The sequence below is a fragment of the Saccharolobus solfataricus genome, assembly GCF_900079115.1.
Lineage (GTDB): Archaea > Thermoproteota > Thermoprotei_A > Sulfolobales > Sulfolobaceae > Saccharolobus > Saccharolobus solfataricus.
The window spans coordinates 541,949-565,209 of sequence record NZ_LT549890.1; the positions used below are offsets into that span (position 1 = coordinate 541,949).

Annotated in this window: 25 protein-coding genes; 17 read left to right on the top strand and 8 right to left on the bottom strand. The window is 35.1% G+C overall.

All coding sequences use genetic code 11. The features are described 5' to 3' along the window. Positions 1–103: 103 nt before the first annotated feature. Positions 104–511: a hypothetical protein gene (locus SSOP1_RS03130; RefSeq protein ID WP_029552571.1), complete on the top strand. Its 408-nt coding sequence runs from the start codon at positions 104–106 to the stop codon at positions 509–511. Here SSOP1_RS03130 and SSOP1_RS03135 read toward each other — a convergent pair. The 4 genes from SSOP1_RS03135 to SSOP1_RS03150 all read right to left on the bottom strand — a co-directional run bounded on the left by SSOP1_RS03135 (position 495) and on the right by SSOP1_RS03150 (position 2,869). Beyond that, positions 495–1,505, bottom strand: coding sequence for a PhoU domain-containing protein (locus SSOP1_RS03135; RefSeq protein ID WP_009991151.1), 1,011 nt, complete (start codon positions 1,503–1,505; stop codon positions 495–497). The two genes, SSOP1_RS03130 and SSOP1_RS03135, sit on opposite strands and share 17 nt — an antisense overlap. A 17-nt stretch (positions 1,506–1,522) precedes the next feature. After that, a complete protein-coding gene (cdvB3, locus tag SSOP1_RS03140) occupies positions 1,523–2,029 on the bottom strand; it encodes a cell division protein CdvB3 (RefSeq protein WP_009991153.1) in 507 nt (168 codons plus the stop codon). Between the two features lie 52 nt (positions 2,030–2,081). Then, positions 2,082–2,399: a winged helix-turn-helix domain-containing protein gene (locus SSOP1_RS03145; protein WP_009991154.1), complete on the bottom strand. Its 318-nt coding sequence runs from the start codon at positions 2,397–2,399 to the stop codon at positions 2,082–2,084. Positions 2,400–2,476: 77 nt separating this feature from the next. Continuing rightward, on the bottom strand, positions 2,477–2,869 hold the full coding sequence (locus SSOP1_RS03150; protein ID WP_009991155.1) for a hypothetical protein: 393 nt from the start codon (positions 2,867–2,869) through the stop codon (positions 2,477–2,479). A 35-nt stretch (positions 2,870–2,904) separates the two neighbouring features. Between SSOP1_RS03150 and SSOP1_RS03155 the strand changes: the two genes are divergently transcribed. Further along, a complete protein-coding gene (locus tag SSOP1_RS03155; RefSeq protein WP_009991156.1) occupies positions 2,905–3,534 on the top strand; it encodes a tRNA(Phe) 7-((3-amino-3-carboxypropyl)-4-demethylwyosine(37)-N(4))-methyltransferase in 630 nt (209 codons plus the stop codon). On the opposite strand, the gene SSOP1_RS03160 is transcribed toward SSOP1_RS03155, so the two are convergent. From SSOP1_RS03160 to metG, 3 genes are read right to left on the bottom strand one after another with little or no spacing between them, the layout of a single operon-like run. Beyond that, positions 3,472–4,098, bottom strand: coding sequence for a 7-carboxy-7-deazaguanine synthase QueE (locus tag SSOP1_RS03160; protein WP_009991157.1), 627 nt, complete (start codon positions 4,096–4,098; stop codon positions 3,472–3,474). The genes SSOP1_RS03155 and SSOP1_RS03160 overlap by 63 nt on opposite strands. Then, complete coding sequence (locus SSOP1_RS03165; RefSeq protein WP_009991160.1) at positions 4,079–5,077, bottom strand: NOG1 family protein; 999 nt, start codon at positions 5,075–5,077, stop codon at positions 4,079–4,081. The genes SSOP1_RS03160 and SSOP1_RS03165 overlap by 20 nt, the downstream gene beginning before the upstream one ends. Then, positions 5,071–5,427: a methionine--tRNA ligase subunit beta gene (gene metG / locus SSOP1_RS03170; protein ID WP_009991161.1), complete on the bottom strand. Its 357-nt coding sequence runs from the start codon at positions 5,425–5,427 to the stop codon at positions 5,071–5,073. The genes SSOP1_RS03165 and metG overlap by 7 nt, the downstream gene beginning before the upstream one ends. 97 nt (positions 5,428–5,524) lie before the next feature. Between metG and purC the strand changes: the two genes are divergently transcribed. The 15 genes from purC (at position 5,525) to lysX (ending at position 22,676) form a co-directional block, all read left to right on the top strand. Further along, entirely contained in the window at positions 5,525–6,226 is a 702-nt protein-coding gene (purC, locus tag SSOP1_RS03175) for a phosphoribosylaminoimidazolesuccinocarboxamide synthase (RefSeq protein WP_009991162.1), read from the top strand. Between the two features lie 10 nt (positions 6,227–6,236). After that, complete coding sequence (gene purS, locus SSOP1_RS03180) at positions 6,237–6,491, top strand: phosphoribosylformylglycinamidine synthase subunit PurS (RefSeq protein ID WP_009991163.1); 255 nt, start codon at positions 6,237–6,239, stop codon at positions 6,489–6,491. Further along, a complete protein-coding gene (gene purQ, locus SSOP1_RS03185; RefSeq protein ID WP_009991164.1) occupies positions 6,488–7,162 on the top strand; it encodes a phosphoribosylformylglycinamidine synthase I in 675 nt (224 codons plus the stop codon). Before purS ends, purQ begins: the two co-directional genes overlap by 4 nt. Next, complete coding sequence (purL, locus tag SSOP1_RS03190; protein ID WP_009991165.1) at positions 7,153–9,282, top strand: phosphoribosylformylglycinamidine synthase subunit PurL; 2,130 nt, start codon at positions 7,153–7,155, stop codon at positions 9,280–9,282. The genes purQ and purL overlap by 10 nt, the downstream gene beginning before the upstream one ends. After that, positions 9,275–10,627, top strand: a complete 1,353-nt coding sequence (gene purF / locus SSOP1_RS03195; protein WP_009991166.1) for an amidophosphoribosyltransferase — start codon at positions 9,275–9,277, stop codon at positions 10,625–10,627. Before purL ends, purF begins: the two co-directional genes overlap by 8 nt. A gap of 5 nt (positions 10,628–10,632) precedes the next feature. Then, positions 10,633–11,838, top strand: a complete 1,206-nt coding sequence (locus tag SSOP1_RS03200) for an amidophosphoribosyltransferase (protein ID WP_009991167.1) — start codon at positions 10,633–10,635, stop codon at positions 11,836–11,838. A 5-nt stretch (positions 11,839–11,843) separates the two neighbouring features. Continuing rightward, positions 11,844–13,283, top strand: coding sequence for a phosphoribosylamine--glycine ligase (gene purD / locus SSOP1_RS03205; RefSeq protein ID WP_009991168.1), 1,440 nt, complete (start codon positions 11,844–11,846; stop codon positions 13,281–13,283). Then, the gene (gene purM, locus SSOP1_RS03210) at positions 13,277–14,248 is read left to right on the top strand and encodes a phosphoribosylformylglycinamidine cyclo-ligase (RefSeq protein ID WP_009991170.1); all 972 of its coding nucleotides are present in this window, start codon (positions 13,277–13,279) and stop codon (positions 14,246–14,248) included. Before purD ends, purM begins: the two co-directional genes overlap by 7 nt. Before the next feature lie 56 nt (positions 14,249–14,304). After that, positions 14,305–14,760, top strand: a complete 456-nt coding sequence (locus SSOP1_RS03215; protein ID WP_009991171.1) for a hypothetical protein — start codon at positions 14,305–14,307, stop codon at positions 14,758–14,760. 92 nt (positions 14,761–14,852) lie between these two features. Beyond that, positions 14,853–14,990: a ribbon-helix-helix domain-containing protein gene (locus tag SSOP1_RS03220; RefSeq protein ID WP_009991172.1), complete on the top strand. Its 138-nt coding sequence runs from the start codon at positions 14,853–14,855 to the stop codon at positions 14,988–14,990. Between the two features lie 88 nt (positions 14,991–15,078). Then, a complete protein-coding gene (locus SSOP1_RS03225; RefSeq protein WP_173645063.1) occupies positions 15,079–16,254 on the top strand; it encodes an argininosuccinate synthase in 1,176 nt (391 codons plus the stop codon). Next, positions 16,254–17,588 carry an argininosuccinate lyase gene (gene argH, locus SSOP1_RS03230; protein WP_014511588.1) on the top strand — a complete coding sequence of 445 codons (1,335 nt, stop codon included), beginning with the start codon at positions 16,254–16,256 and terminating at the stop codon, positions 17,586–17,588. Before SSOP1_RS03225 ends, argH begins: the two co-directional genes overlap by 1 nt. Beyond that, positions 17,572–18,675 carry a glutamine-hydrolyzing carbamoyl-phosphate synthase small subunit gene (gene carA, locus SSOP1_RS03235; RefSeq protein WP_009991178.1) on the top strand — a complete coding sequence of 368 codons (1,104 nt, stop codon included), beginning with the start codon at positions 17,572–17,574 and terminating at the stop codon, positions 18,673–18,675. Before argH ends, carA begins: the two co-directional genes overlap by 17 nt. Beyond that, positions 18,672–21,827 carry a carbamoyl-phosphate synthase (glutamine-hydrolyzing) large subunit gene (gene carB, locus SSOP1_RS03240; RefSeq protein WP_009991180.1) on the top strand — a complete coding sequence of 1,052 codons (3,156 nt, stop codon included), beginning with the start codon at positions 18,672–18,674 and terminating at the stop codon, positions 21,825–21,827. Before carA ends, carB begins: the two co-directional genes overlap by 4 nt. Further along, positions 21,828–22,676, top strand: coding sequence for a lysine biosynthesis protein LysX (gene lysX, locus SSOP1_RS03245; RefSeq protein WP_009991181.1), 849 nt, complete (start codon positions 21,828–21,830; stop codon positions 22,674–22,676). Here lysX and SSOP1_RS03250 read toward each other — a convergent pair. Continuing rightward, on the bottom strand, positions 22,657–23,250 hold the full coding sequence (locus tag SSOP1_RS03250; RefSeq protein WP_009991182.1) for a translin family protein: 594 nt from the start codon (positions 23,248–23,250) through the stop codon (positions 22,657–22,659). The genes lysX and SSOP1_RS03250 overlap by 20 nt on opposite strands. Positions 23,251–23,261: the final 11 nt, after the last annotated feature.

A 23,261-nucleotide genomic window follows, 5' to 3' on the forward strand; every position in this document is an offset into this window, starting at 1 on the left:
TGATCTCGAAAACGATTTAGTCAAAAAGGGTAGAAGTGTGTATGAGTATTTTGTAATTTATGATGAGATATTGAGGATTTATATGAATTTCTTACAAAACCTTATGTTAAACTACGCCAGTAGGACTATCAATTCAGATGTGGAGTTTATGAACATAGTACTTAGCGATGGATCATACATAATACTTGAGGGAGATGAGAAAAGAGTTTCTATACCATTTCCAAAGGGTATAGCCACTACACATACGCACCCGGGAATTTGTTTGTTTTCTCACAAAGATTTGGAAACAGCTGATCACTTATTTAGTATTGGTTATGCAGTAGTTTCAGTAATGAATACCAAATGCATTTCCTCTTTATATAGACGTGGTGTATATACATTAGATGATAAACTAGCTTTAAAAAATTTGGTAGGCAAGATTAAAAAGGCCAAAAATTTGGAGGAAGTGATTAATATATACAGAAATCTAGCTTTTCCTAATTATCTAAAATTTATCACTTATTCGATTTAGCCAGTATATCTATTGTAGCTTCAGCTATATCAGCGGAATATCTTGCAACCCTCCTTAAAGATTCAACTGTCATCGAAGTTGAAGTTATAATCTTTGGATTGTCATTACTTTTAATTGCTATTTCTTGTAATTCTCGTAATTTTTCAAATATTTCAATATTTGAAATTAGACTATGTGCAATGTCCTTCTTTTCGTTTAAAAACGCATTCATGGCCGACTTATAACTTTCCAAAATCGTAAGACCTAAATTCACTAGATCTTCTTTATTACTAAACTTACTTACATCCTCTACTAGACTGGCTATTCTGTTTGCGTGATCACCTACTCTTTCAATTGTTTTGGCTACTGAATATATATCGACCATTTGTGTGAGATTATACCCCTCAGAATCCAGTACGTTTATAGCTTTTACTGAAATAGTTAATTGCCTAGCAATATAGAAGAAAAACCTATCCACCTCATCGTCTCTTCCCGATATTTCTTTAGCCAGCTCGATATCAGCCTTACTTATAGCCTCCAAGGAATCTCTAAGCATGTTATATGATATTGTAAATGCTCTTGATATCGCCTTTTTGATTGATAACTCTTTTTCGTCAACAAGAAATTGGATAGAAATTGTACTAACATCCTCTTCTATTACCTCAGCCCCCAGCAATCTTCTCCTTACTACATCCTTAATATAAGCCCTTGTAGAGCTAGACATCCTAGGACATGTTATTGATACAGAAGAGAATCCAGCTATGTAATATGCTATAAATTCCCTGATGATGGCTTCTGACGTCACGTTATCGCAATGTATAATCTTCTTGATTTCTTTCTGATCTGTTGTATTCGCAGATTTGGGAACTATAAGTAGCTTCATATCAGTATCTTGATAGATCTCAACTTCATCGCCGGCAGATAATGATAATGCTTTTATCCATTCCTTTGGTAAAGAGACTATATAGGTAGATCCTCCAGTTAACTGTATTTTCCTTGTTATTGATTTGCTCAATCTAGATCTATATAGATCTATGTATTAACTTGATAATAAGTTTCACTTTTTCTCTTCTCGGCGATTTTCTCCGCATCCAACAATACGCTTCTCGCTTCTTCTTTTACATTAATCTTTATCTCTTTGGGTAGATCGACATTAACGTAGAAATTACTATATATATCGTCAAGCAATAGTGAGATATCTGGCGTTAAATTGAAACTTTCTTTAAGCAGCTTTATAGCTTCAACTACTGATGCAGCGCTAGTAACTATATTGCCTATATAGATAATAGTCTCAATTTTTATCTCAAGTATCTCTAAAATTACCTCTAGTGTCAACAAATGGTCCATCACATTCTCGAGAAGCTCAGATTCTCTAGCGACCATTTTTGATAAATGAGGGAATGAAGCTACATTTCTCATAAAGATATGATTATAAGTACCTATCTTATTCTGCATTCTATTAATTATGTTTTGCACCTTATTTCTTGCAATCCTTACGTCTATTAGTAGCTCCGCTAAGCTCTTTCCTTTCTTCTTCACGGAAATAGATATTAACTAGAAAGGTTTAAAAGGCAAAGGTTAAGTTGGTTTATTAGCTTTTATTAGCTTTTTGCCTAATTTCTCTTTCTAATTCATCTAGAACGTCCTTATAAGTCTTATAAAAAGTTGTAAGCTTATAAGGCAAACCGTATCCATCGGCCTCCCTATATACTATATTATTCTCCATTAGAACTTCTAAGTGATGCATTACAGTTTTATAATCAAGTTTTAACGTTGAAGCTATTTGGTTGGGATTCAAGGGTTTCTCCTCTAGTACTCTTACTATTTTTAGCCTAGTTATTCCTCCCCTTGAAGTGAAAAAAAGAAACCTGAAAAATTTTTTAACTTGCTTTCGTTCCTTTTCGTTCATTATACATTTAGAGATATAATTATAACTTGCTAAAATGTTTCATCACTATATATACAAACAGAATATCCTCTAGTCTGTCATCTGGTAGTGCCTCTTTTCTCTGTTGTAGATTTAACCTTTAATAAAACACATTTCAAATCCAAATCATTAACCAACCCAGCACAGTCTTCTTGAATAGCAAGATATTCTAATTCTGTATAGACGTTATATTTGGTATATATGTCTCTTAACGTAAATTTCATGTTTAGATAATCCCTAATAAAATCCAAGTGTCCACATTTAGCGATAATTTGTAATAATCCCAAATCCACTAATCTCCTCCTTCTATTTTTACCGATAATTATTATTCTTAGTCCTATACTTATCTCATCAATACTGCTGAATTCTTCCGCACTTATGTCATTCTCATTTATTTCTATAATAGGTTCTTCACTTAACAGATATCTTAATATCACATCACTAAGTGTCATAAACTTTTATTGAGCATAGGGGATTAATTAAATATATGTTGGTGTGGGAGGAACTAAGAGAGAAAGCGCTTAATAAAATATACCATGATAAAGAAATAGGTTACTTAGATCCAGATATTCTTGGCTTCTTACTAGCATTCTATAGAAACAGAAACGATGTTTATACCCAAAGTAGTTGTAGTGGGAGAATAACTATTGTTGATGCGGAAATGCCTTGGGATAGGAAAAACTCAACTATCATATTCAAAAATCATTTGAGAATTACGGAACAGGATCTAGAGGACGTTTTAAGCAAAAATCAAGTTAGGCGACTATGGTTAATAGTACAAGGACCCATTATACATATTTATGCTAAAAACATTGAAACTGGCTGGGATATCTTGAAAATCGCTAGAGAAGCTGGTTTTAAACATAGTGGGATTTTAGCTACAAACCAAAAGGGAGTCTTAGTTGAATTAAGAACGGGAATAAGAATGGTTCATCTCTTAAGGGAGTCAAACACAGAGAGAGTTGACAAGGATAAAATAAAAACATTAGTAAATGTATGTAATGAAGTGTTAGCAAGAGGAAAACAAAAGATGAATCTATTAAAAGACCTATTATCATCTAGCTCCAATAATTCTATGGAGCTGGGGAAGAACTCTAAATTGAAGACCCCTATCTAACACAATTTGCACTATTTCATTTATTGCATTTATATAATCGCTTCTATTTCCATCTGGTTGTAGGATAACTTTGCGTGGATTAATACTCTGAGACTCGACGAATTTTACAACCTCATCTATATCCTTATTTGGATAGACTATAACAAACTTATAATATGTAGCCCAATCATCTGCGAAGTCGTATTTTAGCTTATGCCCAGAATTACTAAGCTTAGGAGAAACCGAAAAGATATCAATGATTTTCCTTAATTCCTCTGAAGGCTTTATTGTACCGTTTGTCTCAACCACAATCTTATGCCCTATACTCTTAAGTTCCTTAGCAAGTGGTAATATGTTTTGGAGTAAAGGTTCGCCCCCAGTTATCGTGGTAGTTTTAATTTTCTTATCAAGTTTTGCAATAATCTCATCTATACTCATCTCAGTGCCAATTTCCCACGAATATTTCGTATCACACCATACACATCTTAAGTTGCACGTAGCAAGTCTAATGAAATTTGAAGGGATCCCGATAACCTCCCCTTCACCTTGGATAGAGGTAAAGATTTCAATCACGCGATACTTCATTTGTACCACTACTTTTTACCAAGTTAAAAAGTTCCTCTTTTAACTTATCTATACCGATTCCCTTTTCAGCGCTTATTTCGTGCCATTCGTTTCCTTCACTTAAAAGAAAATCTACAATCTTTTTATAATATTCTTCATATTTCTCATCAATCTTATTAATTACAGGTATGACAATCTTTTTTAATAATTTCACCTCCCTAAATAATTCTATTTGACCTTCTACAGATAGAACTGAGGAAATCGAGGAATCAAACATGAATACGATTATGCCATTTAAGTTTCTTATCGCGTTAGTAGCCTTTCTCTCTATTCTATTTCTCTCAGCTTCTGGCCTATCCAAAATGCCTGGCGTATCAATAACCTGAATACGAAAGTCGTCTAAAATTACATGACCTACATGAACTTCTTTTGTAGTAAAGGGATAACTGGCAATTTCTGGTTTAGCTGTAGAGATTTTCGAAACTAAAGTGGATTTGCCTACGTTTGGAGGGCCAGCTACTACGATAGTCGGCAATGTTGGATCTATACCTTGGATTTTCTTTAATTCTTTCGCTACGTCTATTACTCTATCTATACATTCACTGGATTTTCTTAATACGGAACTTACTCTTCCAAACGCTTGACGCATTATTCGATTAGATTCATTTTCCGGACTTTTCCTTATCTGGTTGATGTATTTTTTCAATATCTTCATAGATATTACGCTGGTTTTCTTGGTAACTGATAAACATATCCTCAGTTTATTAATATCAGTCATAATTCTAGTTGCCTCTAAATAAAAAGGATGTAGTTCGTCAATTTTAGGGAATTGTTCCACAAAGTCGTAGTATTTCTTAATTCTCTCATAATATTCCTTTAATCTTCTTATCTCTCTATCCCTAACTGTAGTACCACCTATCTTTGGCAGCCTTTTTAGCATGGTATCAATAGTTTGATTGGCTTTTGGCGGGATCTGTAACTTCTCAAATGGATTTAACATATCTTAGTTCCTGGAGGAACTTCTCCGTCTACAGTTAGTATTCTGGGTTTTATTCCTTTCGCTTCATCCTCTTTACATCCAGCGGCCAATAACATACCTTGGCTCTCAAAACCTCTTATCACTCTAGGCTTTAAATTGGCTATAACTATTATCCTCTTGTTCAATAACTCCTCTGGGGTATAATATTCTCCTAAACCCGCAATTATTTGCCTTTGTTCTGAACCCAAGTCAATCAATAGTTTTAGTAATCTTGTTCCTTCAATCCTTTCAGCTTGTCTCACAATTCCAACCTTAAGGTCTAATTTTGCAAAATCGTCTATTGTAATTTGATTACTCATGATGTTAAGCATTGGTGAAGAATTATAAGGATTTTGATTTACATAATGAAGTAAAAGTTTATACTTATTTGAAGCTAACTTTTTATATCGGTTATGTAAAATTGTCGTAATGGAAGTTAACAAGATTTCTGAGGGAAAGACCAAGATAGTTTATGATTTTGATAAAGATCACGTATTACTCGAGTTTAAGGATGACATAACCGCGGGTGATGGTCAAAAAAGAGATATATTGGAGGGTAAGGGCGTTTTAAACGCTCAAACATCAGCATTCTTCTTCAGATTACTAGAAAGAAATGGTATAGAAACACACTACGTAGGGATGAAGGATGAAAGAACGATGATAGTAAAGAAATTAAAGATGATACCAGTAGAAGTTGTATTAAGAAACATTGCTACAGGTAGTATAGTTAAGCGATTACCAATTAAAGAAGGTGAAGTCTTTGAATCGCCAATAGTGGAATTTTTCTTAAAGGATGACTTACGTCATGATCCCCTACTTAACTATTACCATATGGAACATCTTAAATTAATGAATAGGAAAGAGGCTCAGCATATAGAAGATATAATGATGAAGGTGAACGATGTACTATTCAATTTTATTAAAAGCAAAGGATTTATATTATATGACTTTAAACTAGAATTTGGCCGTTTGGGCGATAAACTAGTAATTGGAGATGAAATATCGTTAGATAGTATGAGAATTAGAGATGGTAATTCCAGAATTTATGATAAGGATTTATATAGGAAGGGTTACGATTTAAAAACAGTAAAATCCTCGTATGAGGAATTTCTAAAAAGAATTACCTCATGAGGGCCCCTTTATGAAATACTATGTAGAATTGATAATAATAAATAAAGACTCAGTTAGAGATCCAGAAGGAGAAACAATACAAAAATATGTAATTGAGAAATACACAAACAACATAATTGAAACGAGAGTAGGAAAGTACATCCAGTTCAAAATTGAGGCCAATAATGAAGAGGATGCAAAGAATTTAATTGAAAAAATTGCCAATGAGGGAAGATTATACAATCCGATAATTCATAAAATACTCGTTAGAGTGAGAAGAGAATGATTGCAATAATTAAGTTCCCAGGGACTACTTGCGAAACTGATGTCTATAAGGCATTAATAGAGGCTGGAGTTCCCACAGTGATAGTAAAGTACAAGGACTTCGATCCAGATAGATATAATGGAGTAATTTTACCAGGGGGATTTAGCTTTGGAGACTATCTAAGGGCTGGAAGTATCGCAGCTAGTACGGAAACTATGAAAAAAGTCAAGCAAATGGCAGAGGATGGAAAAATAGTAATTGGAATATGTAATGGTTTCCAGATCCTTGTGGAAAGCGGGCTTTTAAAAGGAGCATTGCTTCCTAATTTAAAATTAAGATTTATCTCGAAGTGGGTTTACCTTAAGGTAATTAGGGCTGACACAATTCTAACCAAAGGATTAGATAAGAAAATAATAAGAATGCCCATAGCACATGCGGAAGGTCGATATTATGTGGATGATATAGATTATGCAAAGACACATATGGTTCTCCAATACTGTGATGAGAATGGAAATATTAGTGAAGATGTCAATCCAAATGGATCATTACTTAATATAGCCTCAATAGCTAACGAGGAAGGGAATGTAATAGGAATGATGCCACATCCAGAAAGGGCTTCCTTTAAACTGACTTCAATTGACGGAACTGTTGACGGGTTAATTCTTTTGAGGAGGTTAGGAGAATGGGCATAAATCTTCTCCCTATAGAGATGGACGAGATTCGAAAAAGACTAGGTAGAGAACCTAATGAGACCGAATGGAGAGTTATTGATGCAGTATGGTCAGAGCATTGCTCTTATAAATCATCTAAAATCTTCTTAAAGAGCTTTTCCATAGATAGTCCTAATGTTATAATGGGCATAAAAGACTGGCAAGATGCTGGAGCGGTAGATATAGGAGATGGATGGGCAGTAGTAATAAAGGTTGAAAGCCATAACCATCCTTCTGCCATTGATCCATTCAATGGTGCTGCAACTGGTGTAGGAGGAATAATAAGGGACATTATTAGCAAGGGGGCAAAGCCAATTGCACTTATGGACATGATAAGGGTTGGAAATCTGAAAATAAAGAAAAACGTATGGTTGCTTAAGAACATAATTGCAGGGATTGCGGCTTATGGCAATAGTATTGGAGTCCCGGTAGTTGGTGGAGAATTATCATTCGATGATACATATAATGATAATCCGCTAGTAGATGTAGCAGCGATCGGAATAGTTAGAAAAGACAAGATAAAACCAAGTATTGTAGATAAAGCGGGACTTAAATTAGTGTTAGCTGGACTAACCGGAGTTGATGGTTTAGGCGGAGCTTCATTTGCGTCTAGAAAGTTAAGTGGTGAAGACGAAATTGGAGCAGTACAGATAGCTGATCCTTTTGCTGGGAAAATTATATTGGATGTAACCTTAGAAATCGCTGATAAAGTAGAGGCTATTAAAGACTTAGGTGGTGGAGGGCTAGCAGTTGCTGTAACTGAGATAACAAACGGACTTGGTGCTACAGTAGATATAGAGAAAATTCCATTACGTGTAAAAAATATGAATCCGTCAGATGTAATCATATCTGAAACACAAGAGAGAATGTTATATGCAGTGGAGGAGAAAAACGTTAAGGAAGTTTGCGAAGCTTTTGAAGAATACGAATACCCTTGCAGTGTAATAGGTGAGATAACTAATGAACCAGTAATTAAGTTTAGATATATTGGTAAAGATCTCGTCTCCCTACCCACAAACGTATTATTAAACCCGCCGAGGTTTTTATGGCCAATAAAAAACACTAAGAAAAATGTTGAAGAGAAAATTGTTGATTTACCGTTAGAAAGTGCAATTTATACTGTATTAACACATCCAGATTTAGTAAGTAAAGGATGGGCCTATTCACAGTTTGATTATGAAGTAAATACCTCAACAGTAGTTAAACCCGGTGATGCTGATAGTGCAGTAGTCTCGCTTCCTAATGGTAAGTTATTGGCGATAAAAGCGGATGCAAATCCTGACATGTGCGCTGAGGATGGATATGAGTGCGGAAAAGGAATAGTAGCAGAGGCCTATAGGAATTTAGCTACAGTAGGGGCTAGAGGAATGGTAGCAGTTGATCATTTACAGTTTGGGGATCCAAAGAAGGCAGAAGTTTACTATACTTTCGTAGAAGCAATAAGAGGTATAGGAGAGGCTACTAGATTCTTTAACATACCTATTGTTGGTGGGAAAGTTTCATTTTATAATGAAAATAATCAAGGAAGACCAATAAAGCCAACACCTTTAATAGTTATGGCAGGGTTAGTTCAAGATAAATTACTTAAAAATAGAGTGGAAGACAACTTATACGTTGTATCAGTAGGGTATACGCGAAAAGAATTAGGGGGATCATTATTATCAAAGATATTTAAGATACCTAGTCAAGCTCCTAAAGTAAGATTACAAGAGGATCTGTTATCTTCTGAGGTAGTAATTGATTCTATAAATGAGGGGAAAATTACATTTGCGAAAGATGTAAGTAGAGGTGGCCTAGCGGCATCTCTTTTTAGCATACTAGTTCATGGATATGGAGTAGAAATCAGTACTAAGAGTATTTTAAGCGATACTGACAATGTTATAGAGAATCTATTCTCTGAAAGTAGTGGACGTTTCATAGTCTTAACTAATGAACCAGAATGGATAGTTGAAAAGAGTAAGAGTAAAGGTATTGTAGCATCTATAATAGGAAGGGTCAATAAAAAAACTAATATTTTAACTATTGATAATATAGATTATAATCTTAAAAATATAGTTGATAATTACTTTAATTTTCTAGAAGAGGTAATGGGTAATGGATAGCATACGTGATAAATGTGGAGTCTTTGCTGTATCTAGCCCTAAAGAAGTAAATATTCAACTGGTAGTAGAGGGAATTAGACTACTTCAGCATAGGGGTCAAGAATCTGCAGGAATCGCATATGCTGAGAATGGGGAAATATTGACGATTAAGGGATCTGGACTTGTAGACGAAGTATTTAAGGAAAATCTTAATAAATTTATAAAAAATGGAATAGGTCATGTAAGATATTCAACAAGTGGAAAAAGCTCAATTGAAGAAGCACAGCCTTTAGGCGACTCAAAAATAGTCGTGGCGTTCAATGGGACAATAAGCAACTATTACCAGTTTGGATCATTTAGGGTAGATACTGAATTTATATATAAGTTCTTTAAGCAAAAATTGGCCTTTCGCTCTATCCCTGATACTGTAAAGGAATTTATGAAAGTTGTCGATGGTGGATACTCTGTAGCTATTCTTTTGAATGATGAAGAGATTGTAGTATTTAGAGATCCTAAAGGATTTCATCCAGTTGTATTAGGATTTTTAGAAGGATCATTAATAGTTTCCTCGGAGGATTCCGTTATTAGACAACTAGGTGGGAGCGTTTTGAAACATATTCTACCAAGCGAAATGATAATTATGAAAAATGGCAAAATATTATATGACAAAGTAATCTATGAGGAGAAAAATTACGCTACTTGTTCCTTCGAATATATATACTTTGCAAGACCAGATTCCAATATAGATGGGCATTCAGTTTACTTAGCTAGGATAAGGTTAGGTGAATTATTAGCAGAAAAACACCCAGCTAACGGAGATATTGTAGTTCCAGTGCCGGACTCATCAAGGCCAATAGCGCTGGGCTTTTCTAGAAAAAGTCACATACCTTTAGAGGAACCTCTAGTTAGAACAATTTCCTCTGTAAGGTCCTTCATAATGCCAACTCAAGATAAGAGAAATGAGGTATTAGAAGAGAAATTTGGAGTGGTTGCAGATGCAGTAAGGGGGAAAAGAATAGTTTTAATAGACGACTCAATAGTTAGGGGAAATACTATGAAGAGAATAATAACTATGTTACGTAAAGCCGGCGCCAAAGAAATTCATGTACGTATAGGATCACCTATGATAAAATACCCTTGTTATATGGGAATAGACTTTCCTAAAAGAGAAGAGTTGATTGCGCATAATAAATCTGAAAAAGAAATAGGAAATGAGCTGAACGCTGATTCTATTGAATTTCTAAGTGTCGAAGAGATGTTACAAGGAATAGGTAGAAGAGACTTATGCAATGCATGCTTTTCTGGGATTTATCCTCTCAAATTTAACTATAATTCTACAGAGTTAGAAAGAATATTTGGGAAGTGATATTAATGGCTGGAATACTAGGTATATTAGCGTTCGATGATGTATGGAATGTATCTAGATTTTTATATTATGGTCTAATAGGCTTGCAACATAGAGGATATTCTAAAAGTGGAATAGCAATATTGAACAAGCAGAGGAATATATTTACTAAACTAGAGAACGTAGCGCCTGAGGATTTAGAAATTAAAGACTTGAATGGATGGGCTGGAATAGGTTATGCTGGAATCAGAAATAGTTATCCCATAACAATAGATAATGGTGCTATAGTCGTTGATGGGATGATAGATGATAACAATGTTCTTAACCATGTCATAAGAGAGCCAGAAAATGCAATAGATGATATTAAAAAGCCGATCTCGTTCATAGCCATTAGTAAAGACGGCCAGTTAATAGCCTATAGAGACGAACTAGGACTTAAGCCGTTAAGCATAGGTGGATTTGGATTCGATTTAGCAGTTATTTCCTCCGAACCAACGTCAATGTTTGTAATAGGGGCTGAGTTCAAAAGGGAAATTAATCCGGGAGAGTTAGTGATCGTTGACAAATATCATATTGAATCCAAACAGGTGAGAATACCTAGAAAATCGTATTGTACTATAGAGTACGTATACCAAGCTAGAATAGACAGTATGATCAACGAAAGAGAAATCTATGACCTAAGAGTGAAAATAGGGGAAGAATTAGCCTTAGAATATCCAATAAATGCTGATTCAGTAATAGGAGTTCCAGAAACCGCATTACCTTTCGCAATAGGCTATTCCAAGAAATTAAATATACCATTAGACTTAGGCTTTACGAGGACAGGGAGCCCAATAAGGACAATGTTATCTTCTGATGCTTTCCTAAAAATAGTTGGGGTCCAACTTAAGCTAAACCCAATAAAAAGTGCAGTAAAAGGAAAGAGAATAATTCTAATAGATGATTCTATGGTCACCGGAACTACCCTTAAAAACACTATATTTAACTTGAGAAAATTGGGCGCAAAGGAAATCCACGTGCTGATAGGAAGCCCTAAATTAGTCTCACAATGTCCGTACGGAGTTGAAGTCCCCGACGAAAAAGAATTGATCTCAGCTAATCTTAACGACGAAACTATAGCGAGGGTTTTAGGTGCAGACTCTATACACTGGTTAAGCATAGAAGGATTGTTCAAAGCCATTGGGCATAGGGATCTCTGCTTAGGATGTATGACTAAAAAATATCCATGGTGAGAAAAATGAAAGTATTACTCGTTGGAGATGGAGCTAGAGAAAACGTTCTAGCCTATTCGTTGGCAAGATCATCTAAAGGTTACAAGATTTACGCACTATCGTCATATATAAATCCCGGGATTAATTCAATAGTGAAAACCACTGGTGCAGAGTATTTTATAGGTAACGTAAACTCCCCAGAAGTTATTAAGGAGGTAATTAAGAAAGTAAACCCAGATTTAGGCGTAATTGGACCAGAAGATCCCTTATTCAACGGAATTGCGGACATTTTTAGAAAAGAGGGAATATCGGTATTCGGGGCTAGCAAAAAGTGTGCAAGGATAGAGGAGTCTAAGGCATGGGCAAGAGAGTTAATGTGGAAACATTCTATTCCAGGAAGATTAAGATATAAGGTATTTTACACAATAGAAGATACTGCAAAGTTCATATTAGAATATGGCGGATCAGTCGCAATAAAACCTGCTGGGCAAGCTGGAGGAAAAGGGGTTAAGGTAATAGCTGATCTAGAGGCTTATTTAACCCATGATAAGAGAGAGGCACTGACAAAAAGCGTGAATGAAATAGGGAGTCTATACAATAAGGAAGGTGAGCCGAGAATTATAATAGAGGAGAAAGTTGATGGACCAGAATACACACTTCATGTTTTAAGTGATGGGAAAACAACTATCTCCTTACCTTTGGCTCAAGATTATAAGAACGCGTATCAAGACGGAATAGGTCCAGAGACTGGAGGAATGGGATCAATTTCTGGACCTAACGAATTGCTTCCATTTATCAGCAATGAAGAGTATCAAACAACTTATGATATAGTTAAAAGGACTATGGATGCGATATACAAGGAGACTGGAGAGAGATACGTAGGAGTTATTGCAGGACAAATGATGTTAACTGAACTTTGGGGACCTACAGTAATTGAGTATTATTCAAGATTTGGTGATCCAGAAGCTTCCGCCATAATTCCAAGATTAGAATCTGATTTTGGAGAGACAATTGAGCTCACAGCTACTGGACATTTGAATAAAGCTAGTATAAAAATAAACGAGAAACCTTCTATAGTCAGAGCTGTTGCTACATTAGGATACCCTATCTCAAAACAAATGGCATCTGGGCATAAGATTGTAGTAGATTTAGAAAAGATGAAAGAGCGCGGATGCGTGGTATTTTTTGGATCTGTAGCATTAGAGGGAATGCAACTTATAACTAAAGGCTCTAGAGCTTTAGAAATAGTTGCAATAGGAGATTTCGAAGAAGCTGCTGAGAACTTAGACAGATGTATGCAATATATTAGCAGTGATACTAAATTGATATATAGGACTGATATTGGGAGGACAGTTAAATCTCAAATTGAAAAGGCTGAAATCATAAGATATTCTTATAAAAATAGAGAAAAAAGAGGGATTCTTGGAGTTTCTGCAGATTGGTCTCCTAATGGTGGGTTATGGTGAGTGAGGAGTATAAAAAAGCAGGAGTTGATTTAGAAAAATTACGTAATTATCATAATATGATTTCTCAAATAATCTCATCTACTTATAAAAATACTATTATAGGAGCGGGACATTATTCTGGAGTAATAAAAATAGGTAGTCTTAACATAGCGATGCATACTGATGGCGTAGGAACAAAGACTTTTCTAGCATTGCAAACTAGAATAATAAAGCCCGTAGGAATAGACTGCGTTGCCATGAATGTTAATGATCTGATATGTGTTGGAGCAAAACCAGTTGCCTTAGTGGATTATATTGCGTTAGAAAGGCCGATGGATAATGTGGTAAATGAGATCATTGATGGTATTGTTCAGGGTGCTAAAGAGGCTGATGTTGAGGTTATTGGTGGAGAGACTGCTATTATGCCTGATGTGATTAGAGGATTTGATCTTTCTTGTACTGCAATAGGGGTTGTAGATAAACTGAAAACGGGCGCTGAAATAAGGCCAGGAGATTATGTATTGGGACTAGAAAGCAGTGGTATACATGCTAACGGTTATTCCCTAGTTAGAAAATTAATAGAAGAAGGTAAGCTTTCGCTAGATGAATATAAAAATGAATTGTTAAAACCAACTAAAATTTATGTCAAACCAATTTTGGAAGTTATGAATATGATAAAGGGAGCGGCTCACGTAACTGGAGGTGCATTTAGTAAGCTTAAAAGACTTACTAGTTATAAGATTGTCTTAAATATGCCAGATCCACCACAGATTTTTAAGACTATCGAAAAAGCAGGGGTCGCTCACGAGGAGATGTATAAAGTTTTCAATATGGGTATAGGAATTGTCTTATTTGTTTCAGAAGAACTTATGAAGGAAGTAAAAACAAAACTAGAAGGATATGGAACTGTATATGAACTTGGCAGAGTATATAATGGAAATGGAATCACTATAAAGACTTATAAGAACGAAATTCTCAGATTATAGAATTATGTATATACCTTTTAAACTCTAAAGAATATAGAGGGTTCCAGTGGCTCTATATGAAACAAACTGATATAAAGTCTTTAGTAAATTATGTAGCTTTAAAGATACTAGGTGGAAGCGACTATCTAATAGAAGCATTAGAAGAGTACTTAGTGAAAGGAGAAGGACCTGCTACAGTAGCCTATAAATATAATATTTCAAAACATCAACTCCGTGGCTATGCCCAGAGGATTATCGAAAAAAGCGGAAGTGAAGGAAAGGCTAAGAAACTCGTACCAATACTTAAAGCTATCTCAGAGGGAATCACACCAATAGTCAAAAAGGAAAATGACGGATCATATGAGTGTTCACTGTGTAATATTATCATAGCTAAAGAAGATAGTGAAGAGCATATTAGAAAGTACCACAAAGAGATTCTCAATGAAAATATAAATATTATGATGCAAAGACTAGAGAAAATAAAGAAGGATCTGCAACAAAATAAAGCCGTAATATTTACTTCTGCAAGTTAATGATTTTTTACGTACTATTCGACCTCTTTTTAACAGTTTCCTATTAAGAATTATCACTTAGGTTTTTAAAAACCGGTAACATTCTATTATATATGCGAAAAGTCGTAAGTGTAAGACTAAGGGAAGATATACTGAGGGATGTCGATATGTATACTAGAAAACTTGGCCTAAATAGTAGAACTGAGTTCATAAAACAAGCAATAGAATTCTATATAAAGAATAAGGGCTAAAGGAAACCTTTAACATGCTATTTATCAAGAATCCCTTGTTTTCATGATATCAATTGTTTTTAAGCTTCTTCTTTACCCTTTTTGTGAAATGAAAATAGTCCTTGCATACTCTGGTGGACTTGATACTACAGTATCGATTAGATGGCTAAAGGAAACCTTTAAGGCTGAGATTATAACAGTTACTGTAGATGTTGGTCAAAAGGACGATTTTAAGAAAATAGAAGAAAGAGCGTATATAGCCGGCGCCTCAAAGCATTATACAATAGACGCTGTTAGGCAATTTGCCAACAATTACATAGCATATGCGATAAAATTAAATGGATTATATGAAGGAGTCTATCCGTTGTCAACGGCATTGGCAAGACCATTAATAGCAGAAAAAGTAGTTGAAGTTGCAAAAAAGGAAGGAGCTGAAGCCGTAGCTCACGGTTCTACATCTAAGGGAAATGATCAAGTGAGATTTGACCTTGCAGTTAAGGCATTATACCCTGACGTTAAGATAATAGCACCAGCTAGAATATGGAATATGACTAGAGAAGACGAAATAAAATACGCTAAAGAGAAAGGAATACCTATCAAGGTTGAAAGTGACAAATACAGCATAGATGAGAATCTTTGGGGAAGAAGTATAGAAGGAGACATAATCTCTGATCCTTCTCTTGAAGTCCCAGAAGATGCCTTTGAATGGACTAAACAGATCTACAATAAAAAGGAAATAGTCTCTATAGAATTTAGTAATGGAGTTCCTACAGCTGTGAACGGAGAAAAAATGGAATTAAATAAGTTAGTAGATTTTCTAAATTTAAAATTCGGAAGCCATGGATTTGGAAGGGTAGAACATATAGAAAATAGAGTTGTTGGATTTAAGTCTAGAGAGGTATATGAAGTACCAGCTGCTCTAGGTCTAATTTACGCTCATATTGACTTAGAAAAAACTATCTATACTCCAATGGAATTAAGATTCAAAAGACACATAGATCAGTTATGGTCTGATCTAGTATATCAAGGATTATGGTTTGAGCCACTAAGAGAGACATTACATAAAGTTGCTGATGAAATGAATAAATGGATTAGCGGAGAAGCGAAGGTTGAAGTTAGTAATGGTTCGTTCAGAATAGTAGGTAGAGAATCAGAATATTCTCCATATTCTGAAAAAATTGCTAGTTATAACAAAGGATGGTATCCAAGCGACGAAATGGCTAGGGGATTTATAGAGATTTGGGGAATGCACTCACTAATAGCGAGAAGAGTAAGGGGACTTTGATGTTATATAGAAAATGGGGATCTGAAAAAGACGAAGTAGTTAACTATACCTCATCCGTGGATAGCGATAGAGAGATTATTGAAGAAGTGAAATTAACTATGAAGGCACACGTAATTAGTCTTTATTTGACTGGATACCTTGGGAAGGAAACCGCTAGAAAGATCCTTGTTGCATTAAACGAGTTTAAAGAAATTGGCCAAGGATATGAGGATATTCATGAAGCATTAGAGGATTTCTTAATAAAGAAAGTAGGGGAGGATGCCGGATGGATAGGGTTAGGTAGGAGTAGAAATGATCACGTTGCCACAGCTTTAAGACTGAGATTAAGAAATAAGCTAATAGAACTTTTAACTGACATTAATAGCTTGAGAAAAATACTATTGGATAAAGCAAAAGAGCATATAACAACAATATTTCCCTCATATACACATTTACAATTAGCACAACCCACAACATTTGCCCACTACCTAACTTACATTGAAGAGGAGTTAGCTTCGAGGTGGGAAATAATATTTTCCACGTTAAAACAAGTTAATAAATCGCCATTAGGCTCTGGAGCAATAGTAGGGACAAACGTTAAGATTGATAGAGAAAAAGAAGCCGAACTATTAGGATTTGACAGTATAATATACAATACATTATCAGCTACTTCATCGAGAGCGGATATTCTCAGCACGATCTCGGAATTAACTGTATTAATGGTAGTACTAAGCAGAATAGCTGAGGATTTAATTTTCTTTTCGTCAAATAAATTAATTAAATTACCAGACTCTCATGTTAGCACTAGCAGTTTGATGCCCCAAAAGAGAAATCCAGTTACAATGGAGATACTACGAGCAAAGGCAGCGGAGTCTATAGGTATGCTAACTAGTTTGCTTTCCATTTACAAAGGTTTACCTACTGGATACAATCTTGATTTACAAGAGATGAATAAATATTATTGGCTTGTAATAAACTATACTAAATCTTCAATAGGAGTTTTAAGCTCACTCTTTAGTCAAATACAAGTAAATAAAATAAACATTGATGAATCTAGTTTGGCCACTGATGACGCTGAATTACTTTCCATAAGTAAGAAAGTACCTTATAGATCGACCTACTTTGAGATAGCTAAAAAAGTTAGGGAAGGTTCTTATAAGTCAACTTTAAAAATAGAGGATTCTATTAATATGAAGGCAGTAATCGGGTCTCCTAATTTTGATTTAATGGCTAATTTGATAAAAATTAGAGAAACTAAATTGAAAGAAGATGAAAAGGAAATCGAGGAGTATAAGTTAAAAATAATCTCCAAATTAGGAGAATTACAAGTGATCGAAAATGAAATTGGAGAATAAGAAGGGTTATTTATATCTAGAGGACGGAACGTTTATTGAAGGATATAGTTTTGGAGCTAAAGGAATCAAGGTAGGAGAGGTAGTGTTTACAACTTCTATGAATGGATACGTGGAGAGTTTAACAGATCCTTCATATAAGGGTCAAATACTAATTATTACGCATCCATTAGTTGGAAATTATGGTGTACCCGAAAAGAAGTATGAACAAGGTATTCTAACCAACTTCGAGTCAGAAAGAATACAAGTTGAAGGCTTAATAGTAGCTGAGCATACATATCCTAGTAAATGGAACTCAGCGCTGACATTAGATGAGTGGCTGAAATCAGAGAACGTACCAGGAGTTTTTGATGTCGATACGAGAATGATTGTAAAAAAGATTAGAACCTATGGCACGATGATGGGAATTATAGCTTCTGAATTAGAAATAGACGATCCTAGAAAATATTTAGAAAAAAAGTACGATGAAATAGATTTCACACAATTTACATCACCCAAGTCACCAATCTTTCATCCAAATACTGGAGATATGATCGTAGTAGTGGATTGTGGAATAAAACATGGAATTTTGTACGGACTTTATAAGAGAGGATTCTCAATTGTTAGAGTCCCTTGCAGTTTTAGTGCTAGTAAGATAATTGAGTATAATCCTAAGGGAATTGTATTTAGTAATGGTCCAGGTAATCCCAATTTGCTAGAAAATCAAATCAAGACGTTCTCTGAATTAGTGGAGTATAAGATTCCAATCTTAGGTATTTGCTTAGGGCATCAAATAGCAACTCTAGCACTGGGAGGTAAAATTAAGAAAATGAAATTCGGACATAGGGCAATAAACAAACCAGTAATTGAAAGCAATTCAAATAAATGCTATATATCCACTCATAATCATGGATATGGTATAATATCTAAAAACGATATCCCGCCTAATACTAAAATTTGGTTCTATAATCCAGACGATTATACAATAGAAGGCTTAATCCATGAAAAATTACCAATTATCACTACACAATTTCATCCTGAAGCTAGACCAGGTCCTTGGGATACAACTTGGGTATTTGATAAATTTAGAACTATGGTGACTGGAAAATGAGAGAAACTCCAAAAAAGGTTCTGGTTATTGGATCTGGACCTATAAAAATAGCTGAAGCTGCAGAGTTTGATTACAGTGGAAGTCAAGCGTTAAAGGCATTAAAAGAGGAAGGAATAGAGACAGTATTAGTAAATTCTAACGTGGCAACAGTACAGACTAGCAAGAAATTTGCTGATAAATTATACATGTTACCAGTAGTCTGGTGGGCTGTAGAGAAGGTTATAGAGAAGGAGAGACCAGATGGTATAATGATAGGGTTTGGAGGACAAACTGCGTTGAATGTTGGAGTAGACTTGCATAAAAAGGGAGTATTACAGAAATATAATGTCAAAGTATTAGGAACGCAAATTGATGGAATAGAGAAAGCACTGAGCAGAGAAAAGTTTAGAGAAACAATGATAGAGAACAATTTACCAGTACCCCCAAGTTTATCTGCAAGGAGTGAAGAAGAGGCGATAAAGAACGCAAAAATCGTGGGATATCCAGTAATGGTGAGAGTAAGCTTTAATCTAGGCGGAAGAGGCTCTATGGTAGCGTGGACTGAAGAAGACTTGAAGAAAAATATTAGGAGAGCGTTATCCCAAAGTTACATAGGAGAAGTTCTGCTTGAGAAATATCTTTACCATTGGATAGAATTAGAATATGAGGTAATGAGAGACAAAAAGGGCAATTCTGCTGTAATAGCATGTATTGAAAATCTAGATCCGATGGGAGTCCACACTGGAGAGTCAACAGTAGTTGCTCCTTGCCAGACTTTAGATAATCTTGAATATCAAAATATGAGAACCTATACAATAGAAGTTGCAAGATCAATTAATCTAATCGGGGAGTGCAATGTACAATTTGCGCTTAACCCTAGAGGCTACGAATATTACATTATAGAAACTAACCCGAGAATGTCTAGATCAAGTGCTTTAGCTAGTAAGGCTACTGGTTATCCACTAGCATATGTTTCTGCTAAACTAGCACTAGGATACGAACTCCATGAAGTTATAAATAAAGTCTCTGGAAGGACTTGTGCATGTTTTGAACCAAGTTTAGACTATATAGTAACTAAAATCCCAAGATGGGATCTAAGCAAGTTTGAGAACGTCGATCAATCGTTAGCAACTGAGATGATGAGCGTGGGAGAGGTCATGAGTATAGGAAGATCGTTTGAGGAGAGTTTGCAGAAAGCTATAAGGATGCTAGATATTGGTGAACCTGGGGTCGTAGGTGGAAAGGTATATGAGTCCAATATGAGTAAAGAAGAAGCGCTAAAGTACCTCAAAGAAAGAAGACCATACTGGTTCTTATACGCAGCTAAAGCCTTCAAAGAGGGAGCAACAATTAATGAAGTATATGAGGTTACTGGAATTAACGAGTTCTTTTTAAATAAAATCAAAGGATTAGTAGATTTCTACGAAACTCTCAGAAAATTGAAAGAGATCGATAAGGAAACATTAAAACTCGCTAAGAAATTGGGATTTAGCGATGAGCAGATATCTAAAGCGCTAAATAAGTCTACTGAATACGTGAGAAAAATTAGATACGAAACCAACACAATACCAGTGGTAAAGCTTATAGACACGTTAGCTGGCGAATGGCCTGCAGTTACTAATTACATGTATTTAACATATAATGGTACGGAAGATGATATAGAATTCTCACAGGGGAACAAATTACTAATAATTGGTGCAGGAGGTTTTAGAATAGGAGTTTCAGTTGAGTTTGATTGGAGTGTTGTATCTCTAATGGAAGCAGGATCAAAGTACTTTGATGAAGTAGCAGTACTTAATTATAATCCGGAAACTGTCTCAACTGATTGGGATATTGCGAGGAAGCTTTATTTTGACGAAATTAGCGTGGAAAGAGTATTGGATTTAATTAAGAAGGAGAAGTTTAGATATGTTGCCACGTTTTCAGGTGGACAAATAGGCAATTCAATAGCTAAAGAGTTGGAGGAAAATGGAGTAAGGTTATTAGGAACATCGGGTAGCAGTGTAGATATCGCAGAAAATAGGGAAAAGTTCTCAAAACTATTAGATAAGTTAGGTATTTCGCAGCCGGATTGGATATCTGCAACTTCATTAGGCGAAATTAAGAAGTTTGCCAATGAAGTAGGATTTCCAGTTCTTGTAAGACCTAGTTATGTTCTAAGTGGATCGTCAATGAAAATAGCTTATTCAGAAGAGGAGCTTTATGAATATGTAAGAAGAGCTACTGAGATTTCTCCTAAATATCCAGTAGTGATTTCAAAGTACATCGAGAACGCTATAGAAGCTGAGATTGATGGAGTTTCAGATGGAAATAAGGTATTAGGAATAACATTAGAGCATATAGAAGAGGCTGGAGTCCATAGCGGAGATGCAACCATGTCAATTCCCTTTAGAAAATTGTCTGAAAATAATGTGAATAGAATGAGAGAAAATGTGTTAAATATAGCTAGAGAACTGAATATTAAAGGGCCATTCAACGTACAATTTGTGGTAAAAGAAAATACTCCATATATAATCGAATTAAATCTTAGAGCAAGTAGATCAATGCCATTTAGTAGCAAAGCAAAGGGTATAAATCTAATAAATGAGTCAATGAAAGCGATATTTGATGGTCTAGATTTCTCCGAGGATTATTATGAACCACCATCCAAGTACTGGGCGGTGAAGAGTGCTCAATTCTCTTGGTCTCAATTAAGAGGAGCTTACCCATTCTTGGGACCAGAAATGAAAAGTACTGGAGAGGCTGCATCATTTGGAGTGACATTTTATGACGCATTACTAAAGAGTTGGCTTTCGTCTATGCCTAATAGGATACCAAATAAAAATGGAATAGCGTTAGTTTATGGGAATAAAAATTTGGATTACTTAAAGGATACTGCAGATAATTTAACTAGGTTTGGACTAACGGTCTATAGTATATCTGAGCTTCCATTACAAGATATAGAAACAATAGACAAAATGAAGGCAGAGGAGCTGGTAAGAGCCAAGAAGGTAGAGATAATAGTAACGGATGGTTATCTAAAGAAATTTGATTATAACATTAGAAGAACAGCTGTTGATTATAATATTCCGATAATTCTTAACGGTAGATTAGGTTATGAGGTGAGTAAGGCTTTCCTAAATTATGACTCACTTACTTTTTTTGAAATATCTGAGTATGGAGGAGGAATATGATTGAAGATAGCCTTAGTAGTAGATATAATTAGACAAGAGGAGAAGTTAATAATAAAGGCATTAAATGAAAGACAAATAGACTATGACGTAATTAACGTAGGCCAAGAACCTATCCCATTCAATAAAGCACTAAGCAAGTACGATGTTGGTATAATCAGACCAGTAAGTATGTATAGGGCTCTTTACTCATCTGCGATACTAGAGGCCGCCGGTGTACATACGATAAATTCAACAGACGCTATTGGCACTTGCGGAGATAAGATACTTACATATTCTAAACTATTTAAACATGGAATTCCAATACCGGACTCAATAATAGCAGCATCTCCAGATGCAGCTATGAAAGCATATGAGCAAATGGGATTCCCACTGATAGATAAACCGCCTATCGGAAGTTGGGGAAGGATGGTATCTTTGATAAGAGATGTATATGAGGGAAAGACAATTATAGAGCATAGAGAAATGCTTAATAATTCAGCGCTAAAAGTACATATTATTCAAGAATATATCAAATACAAAGAAAGAGATATAAGATGTATAGTAATAGGTGATGAGCTATTGGGATGCTATGCAAGAAATATTCCACCTAATGAGTGGAGAGCAAATGTAGCATTGGGAGGAAATCCTACACCTATTCAGTTAGATGATAACATAAGAGAATTAGCTGTAAAGTCTGTAAAGTTAGTAAAAGGCGAATTCGTATCTATAGACATATTAGAGCACAAATCAAAAGGATATGTTATAAATGAGCTAAATGATGTTCCAGAATTTAAAGGATTTATGCTAGCTACTGGTATCAATGTTGCCGAAAAGCTAGTAGATCACATCGTTAAGACCTACCGAGCTTAGCCAGAAAAATATCGTGATTAGTCTCCTCTAATAGTCTTCTTATGGTATCAATCTTTTGTCTTAGTCCAGGGACCAAGGATTTAGGGTACTCGAAACTCCATAGAAGTTCATATAACTCTTCCATTATATTATATGTATTTTCGGCTTCATCTATTTTATTTTTCTTAAGTAACTCCAATACTCTTCTTCTCATCTCACCTATCGCGTCTGCTATTCCACTTATATAGTATATGTCTGGAATACCGAGTTCCTTAGAGAGCTTTAACTCAACATCAAAGTACAATGAAATCACTATAGAAGCCTCAGCTAGTTCTTGATACGCAGTTCCTACATCGCCATATAAAAGTTCTGGGAAACTATCTATAATCTTTTGAATTTCAGATACTTTAGAAATTGCAATCTGATACTTTTTTAATGCCTCTTCTTTTTTACCCTTGTGAGATAATGAAATTGTCTCCCCGCAATATCTTATTAATTCTCTAGCTAGCATCAATACTCTTTCTCTATTCTCAAATCTTTCTTGAAGTACACCACTAATTGAATTAAGATAACCTTTAATTTTCTCAACAAGCATAGTAATTCCAC

What these genes read in the sequence shown, in the direction of transcription:
- SSOP1_RS03130 (WP_029552571.1), top strand. Translation starts at nt 104, where the DNA reads ATGTTAAACTACGCCAGTAGGACTATCAATTCAGATGTGGAGTTTATG.
- SSOP1_RS03145 (WP_009991154.1), bottom strand. Translation starts at nt 2,399, where the DNA reads ATGAACGAAAAGGAACGAAAGCAAGTTAAAAAATTTTTCAGGTTTCTT.
- SSOP1_RS03150 (WP_009991155.1), bottom strand. Translation starts at nt 2,869, where the DNA reads ATGACACTTAGTGATGTGATATTAAGATATCTGTTAAGTGAAGAACCT.
- SSOP1_RS03155 (WP_009991156.1), top strand. Translation starts at nt 2,905, where the DNA reads ATGTTGGTGTGGGAGGAACTAAGAGAGAAAGCGCTTAATAAAATATAC.
- SSOP1_RS03160 (WP_009991157.1), bottom strand. Translation starts at nt 4,098, where the DNA reads ATGAAGTATCGCGTGATTGAAATCTTTACCTCTATCCAAGGTGAAGGG.
- SSOP1_RS03165 (WP_009991160.1), bottom strand. Translation starts at nt 5,077, where the DNA reads ATGTTAAATCCATTTGAGAAGTTACAGATCCCGCCAAAAGCCAATCAA.
- metG (WP_009991161.1), bottom strand. Translation starts at nt 5,427, where the DNA reads ATGCTTAACATCATGAGTAATCAAATTACAATAGACGATTTTGCAAAA.
- purC (WP_009991162.1), top strand. Translation starts at nt 5,525, where the DNA reads ATGGAAGTTAACAAGATTTCTGAGGGAAAGACCAAGATAGTTTATGAT.
- purS (WP_009991163.1), top strand. Translation starts at nt 6,237, where the DNA reads ATGAAATACTATGTAGAATTGATAATAATAAATAAAGACTCAGTTAGA.
- purQ (WP_009991164.1), top strand. Translation starts at nt 6,488, where the DNA reads ATGATTGCAATAATTAAGTTCCCAGGGACTACTTGCGAAACTGATGTC.
- purL (WP_009991165.1), top strand. Translation starts at nt 7,153, where the DNA reads ATGGGCATAAATCTTCTCCCTATAGAGATGGACGAGATTCGAAAAAGA.
- purF (WP_009991166.1), top strand. Translation starts at nt 9,275, where the DNA reads ATGGATAGCATACGTGATAAATGTGGAGTCTTTGCTGTATCTAGCCCT.
- SSOP1_RS03200 (WP_009991167.1), top strand. Translation starts at nt 10,633, where the DNA reads ATGGCTGGAATACTAGGTATATTAGCGTTCGATGATGTATGGAATGTA.
- purD (WP_009991168.1), top strand. Translation starts at nt 11,844, where the DNA reads ATGAAAGTATTACTCGTTGGAGATGGAGCTAGAGAAAACGTTCTAGCC.
- purM (WP_009991170.1), top strand. Translation starts at nt 13,277, where the DNA reads ATGGTGAGTGAGGAGTATAAAAAAGCAGGAGTTGATTTAGAAAAATTA.
- SSOP1_RS03215 (WP_009991171.1), top strand. Translation starts at nt 14,305, where the DNA reads ATGAAACAAACTGATATAAAGTCTTTAGTAAATTATGTAGCTTTAAAG.
- SSOP1_RS03220 (WP_009991172.1), top strand. Translation starts at nt 14,853, where the DNA reads ATGCGAAAAGTCGTAAGTGTAAGACTAAGGGAAGATATACTGAGGGAT.
- SSOP1_RS03225 (WP_173645063.1), top strand. Translation starts at nt 15,079, where the DNA reads ATGAAAATAGTCCTTGCATACTCTGGTGGACTTGATACTACAGTATCG.
- argH (WP_014511588.1), top strand. Translation starts at nt 16,254, where the DNA reads ATGTTATATAGAAAATGGGGATCTGAAAAAGACGAAGTAGTTAACTAT.
- carA (WP_009991178.1), top strand. Translation starts at nt 17,572, where the DNA reads ATGAAATTGGAGAATAAGAAGGGTTATTTATATCTAGAGGACGGAACG.
- carB (WP_009991180.1), top strand. Translation starts at nt 18,672, where the DNA reads ATGAGAGAAACTCCAAAAAAGGTTCTGGTTATTGGATCTGGACCTATA.
- SSOP1_RS03250 (WP_009991182.1), bottom strand. Translation starts at nt 23,250, where the DNA reads ATGCTTGTTGAGAAAATTAAAGGTTATCTTAATTCAATTAGTGGTGTA.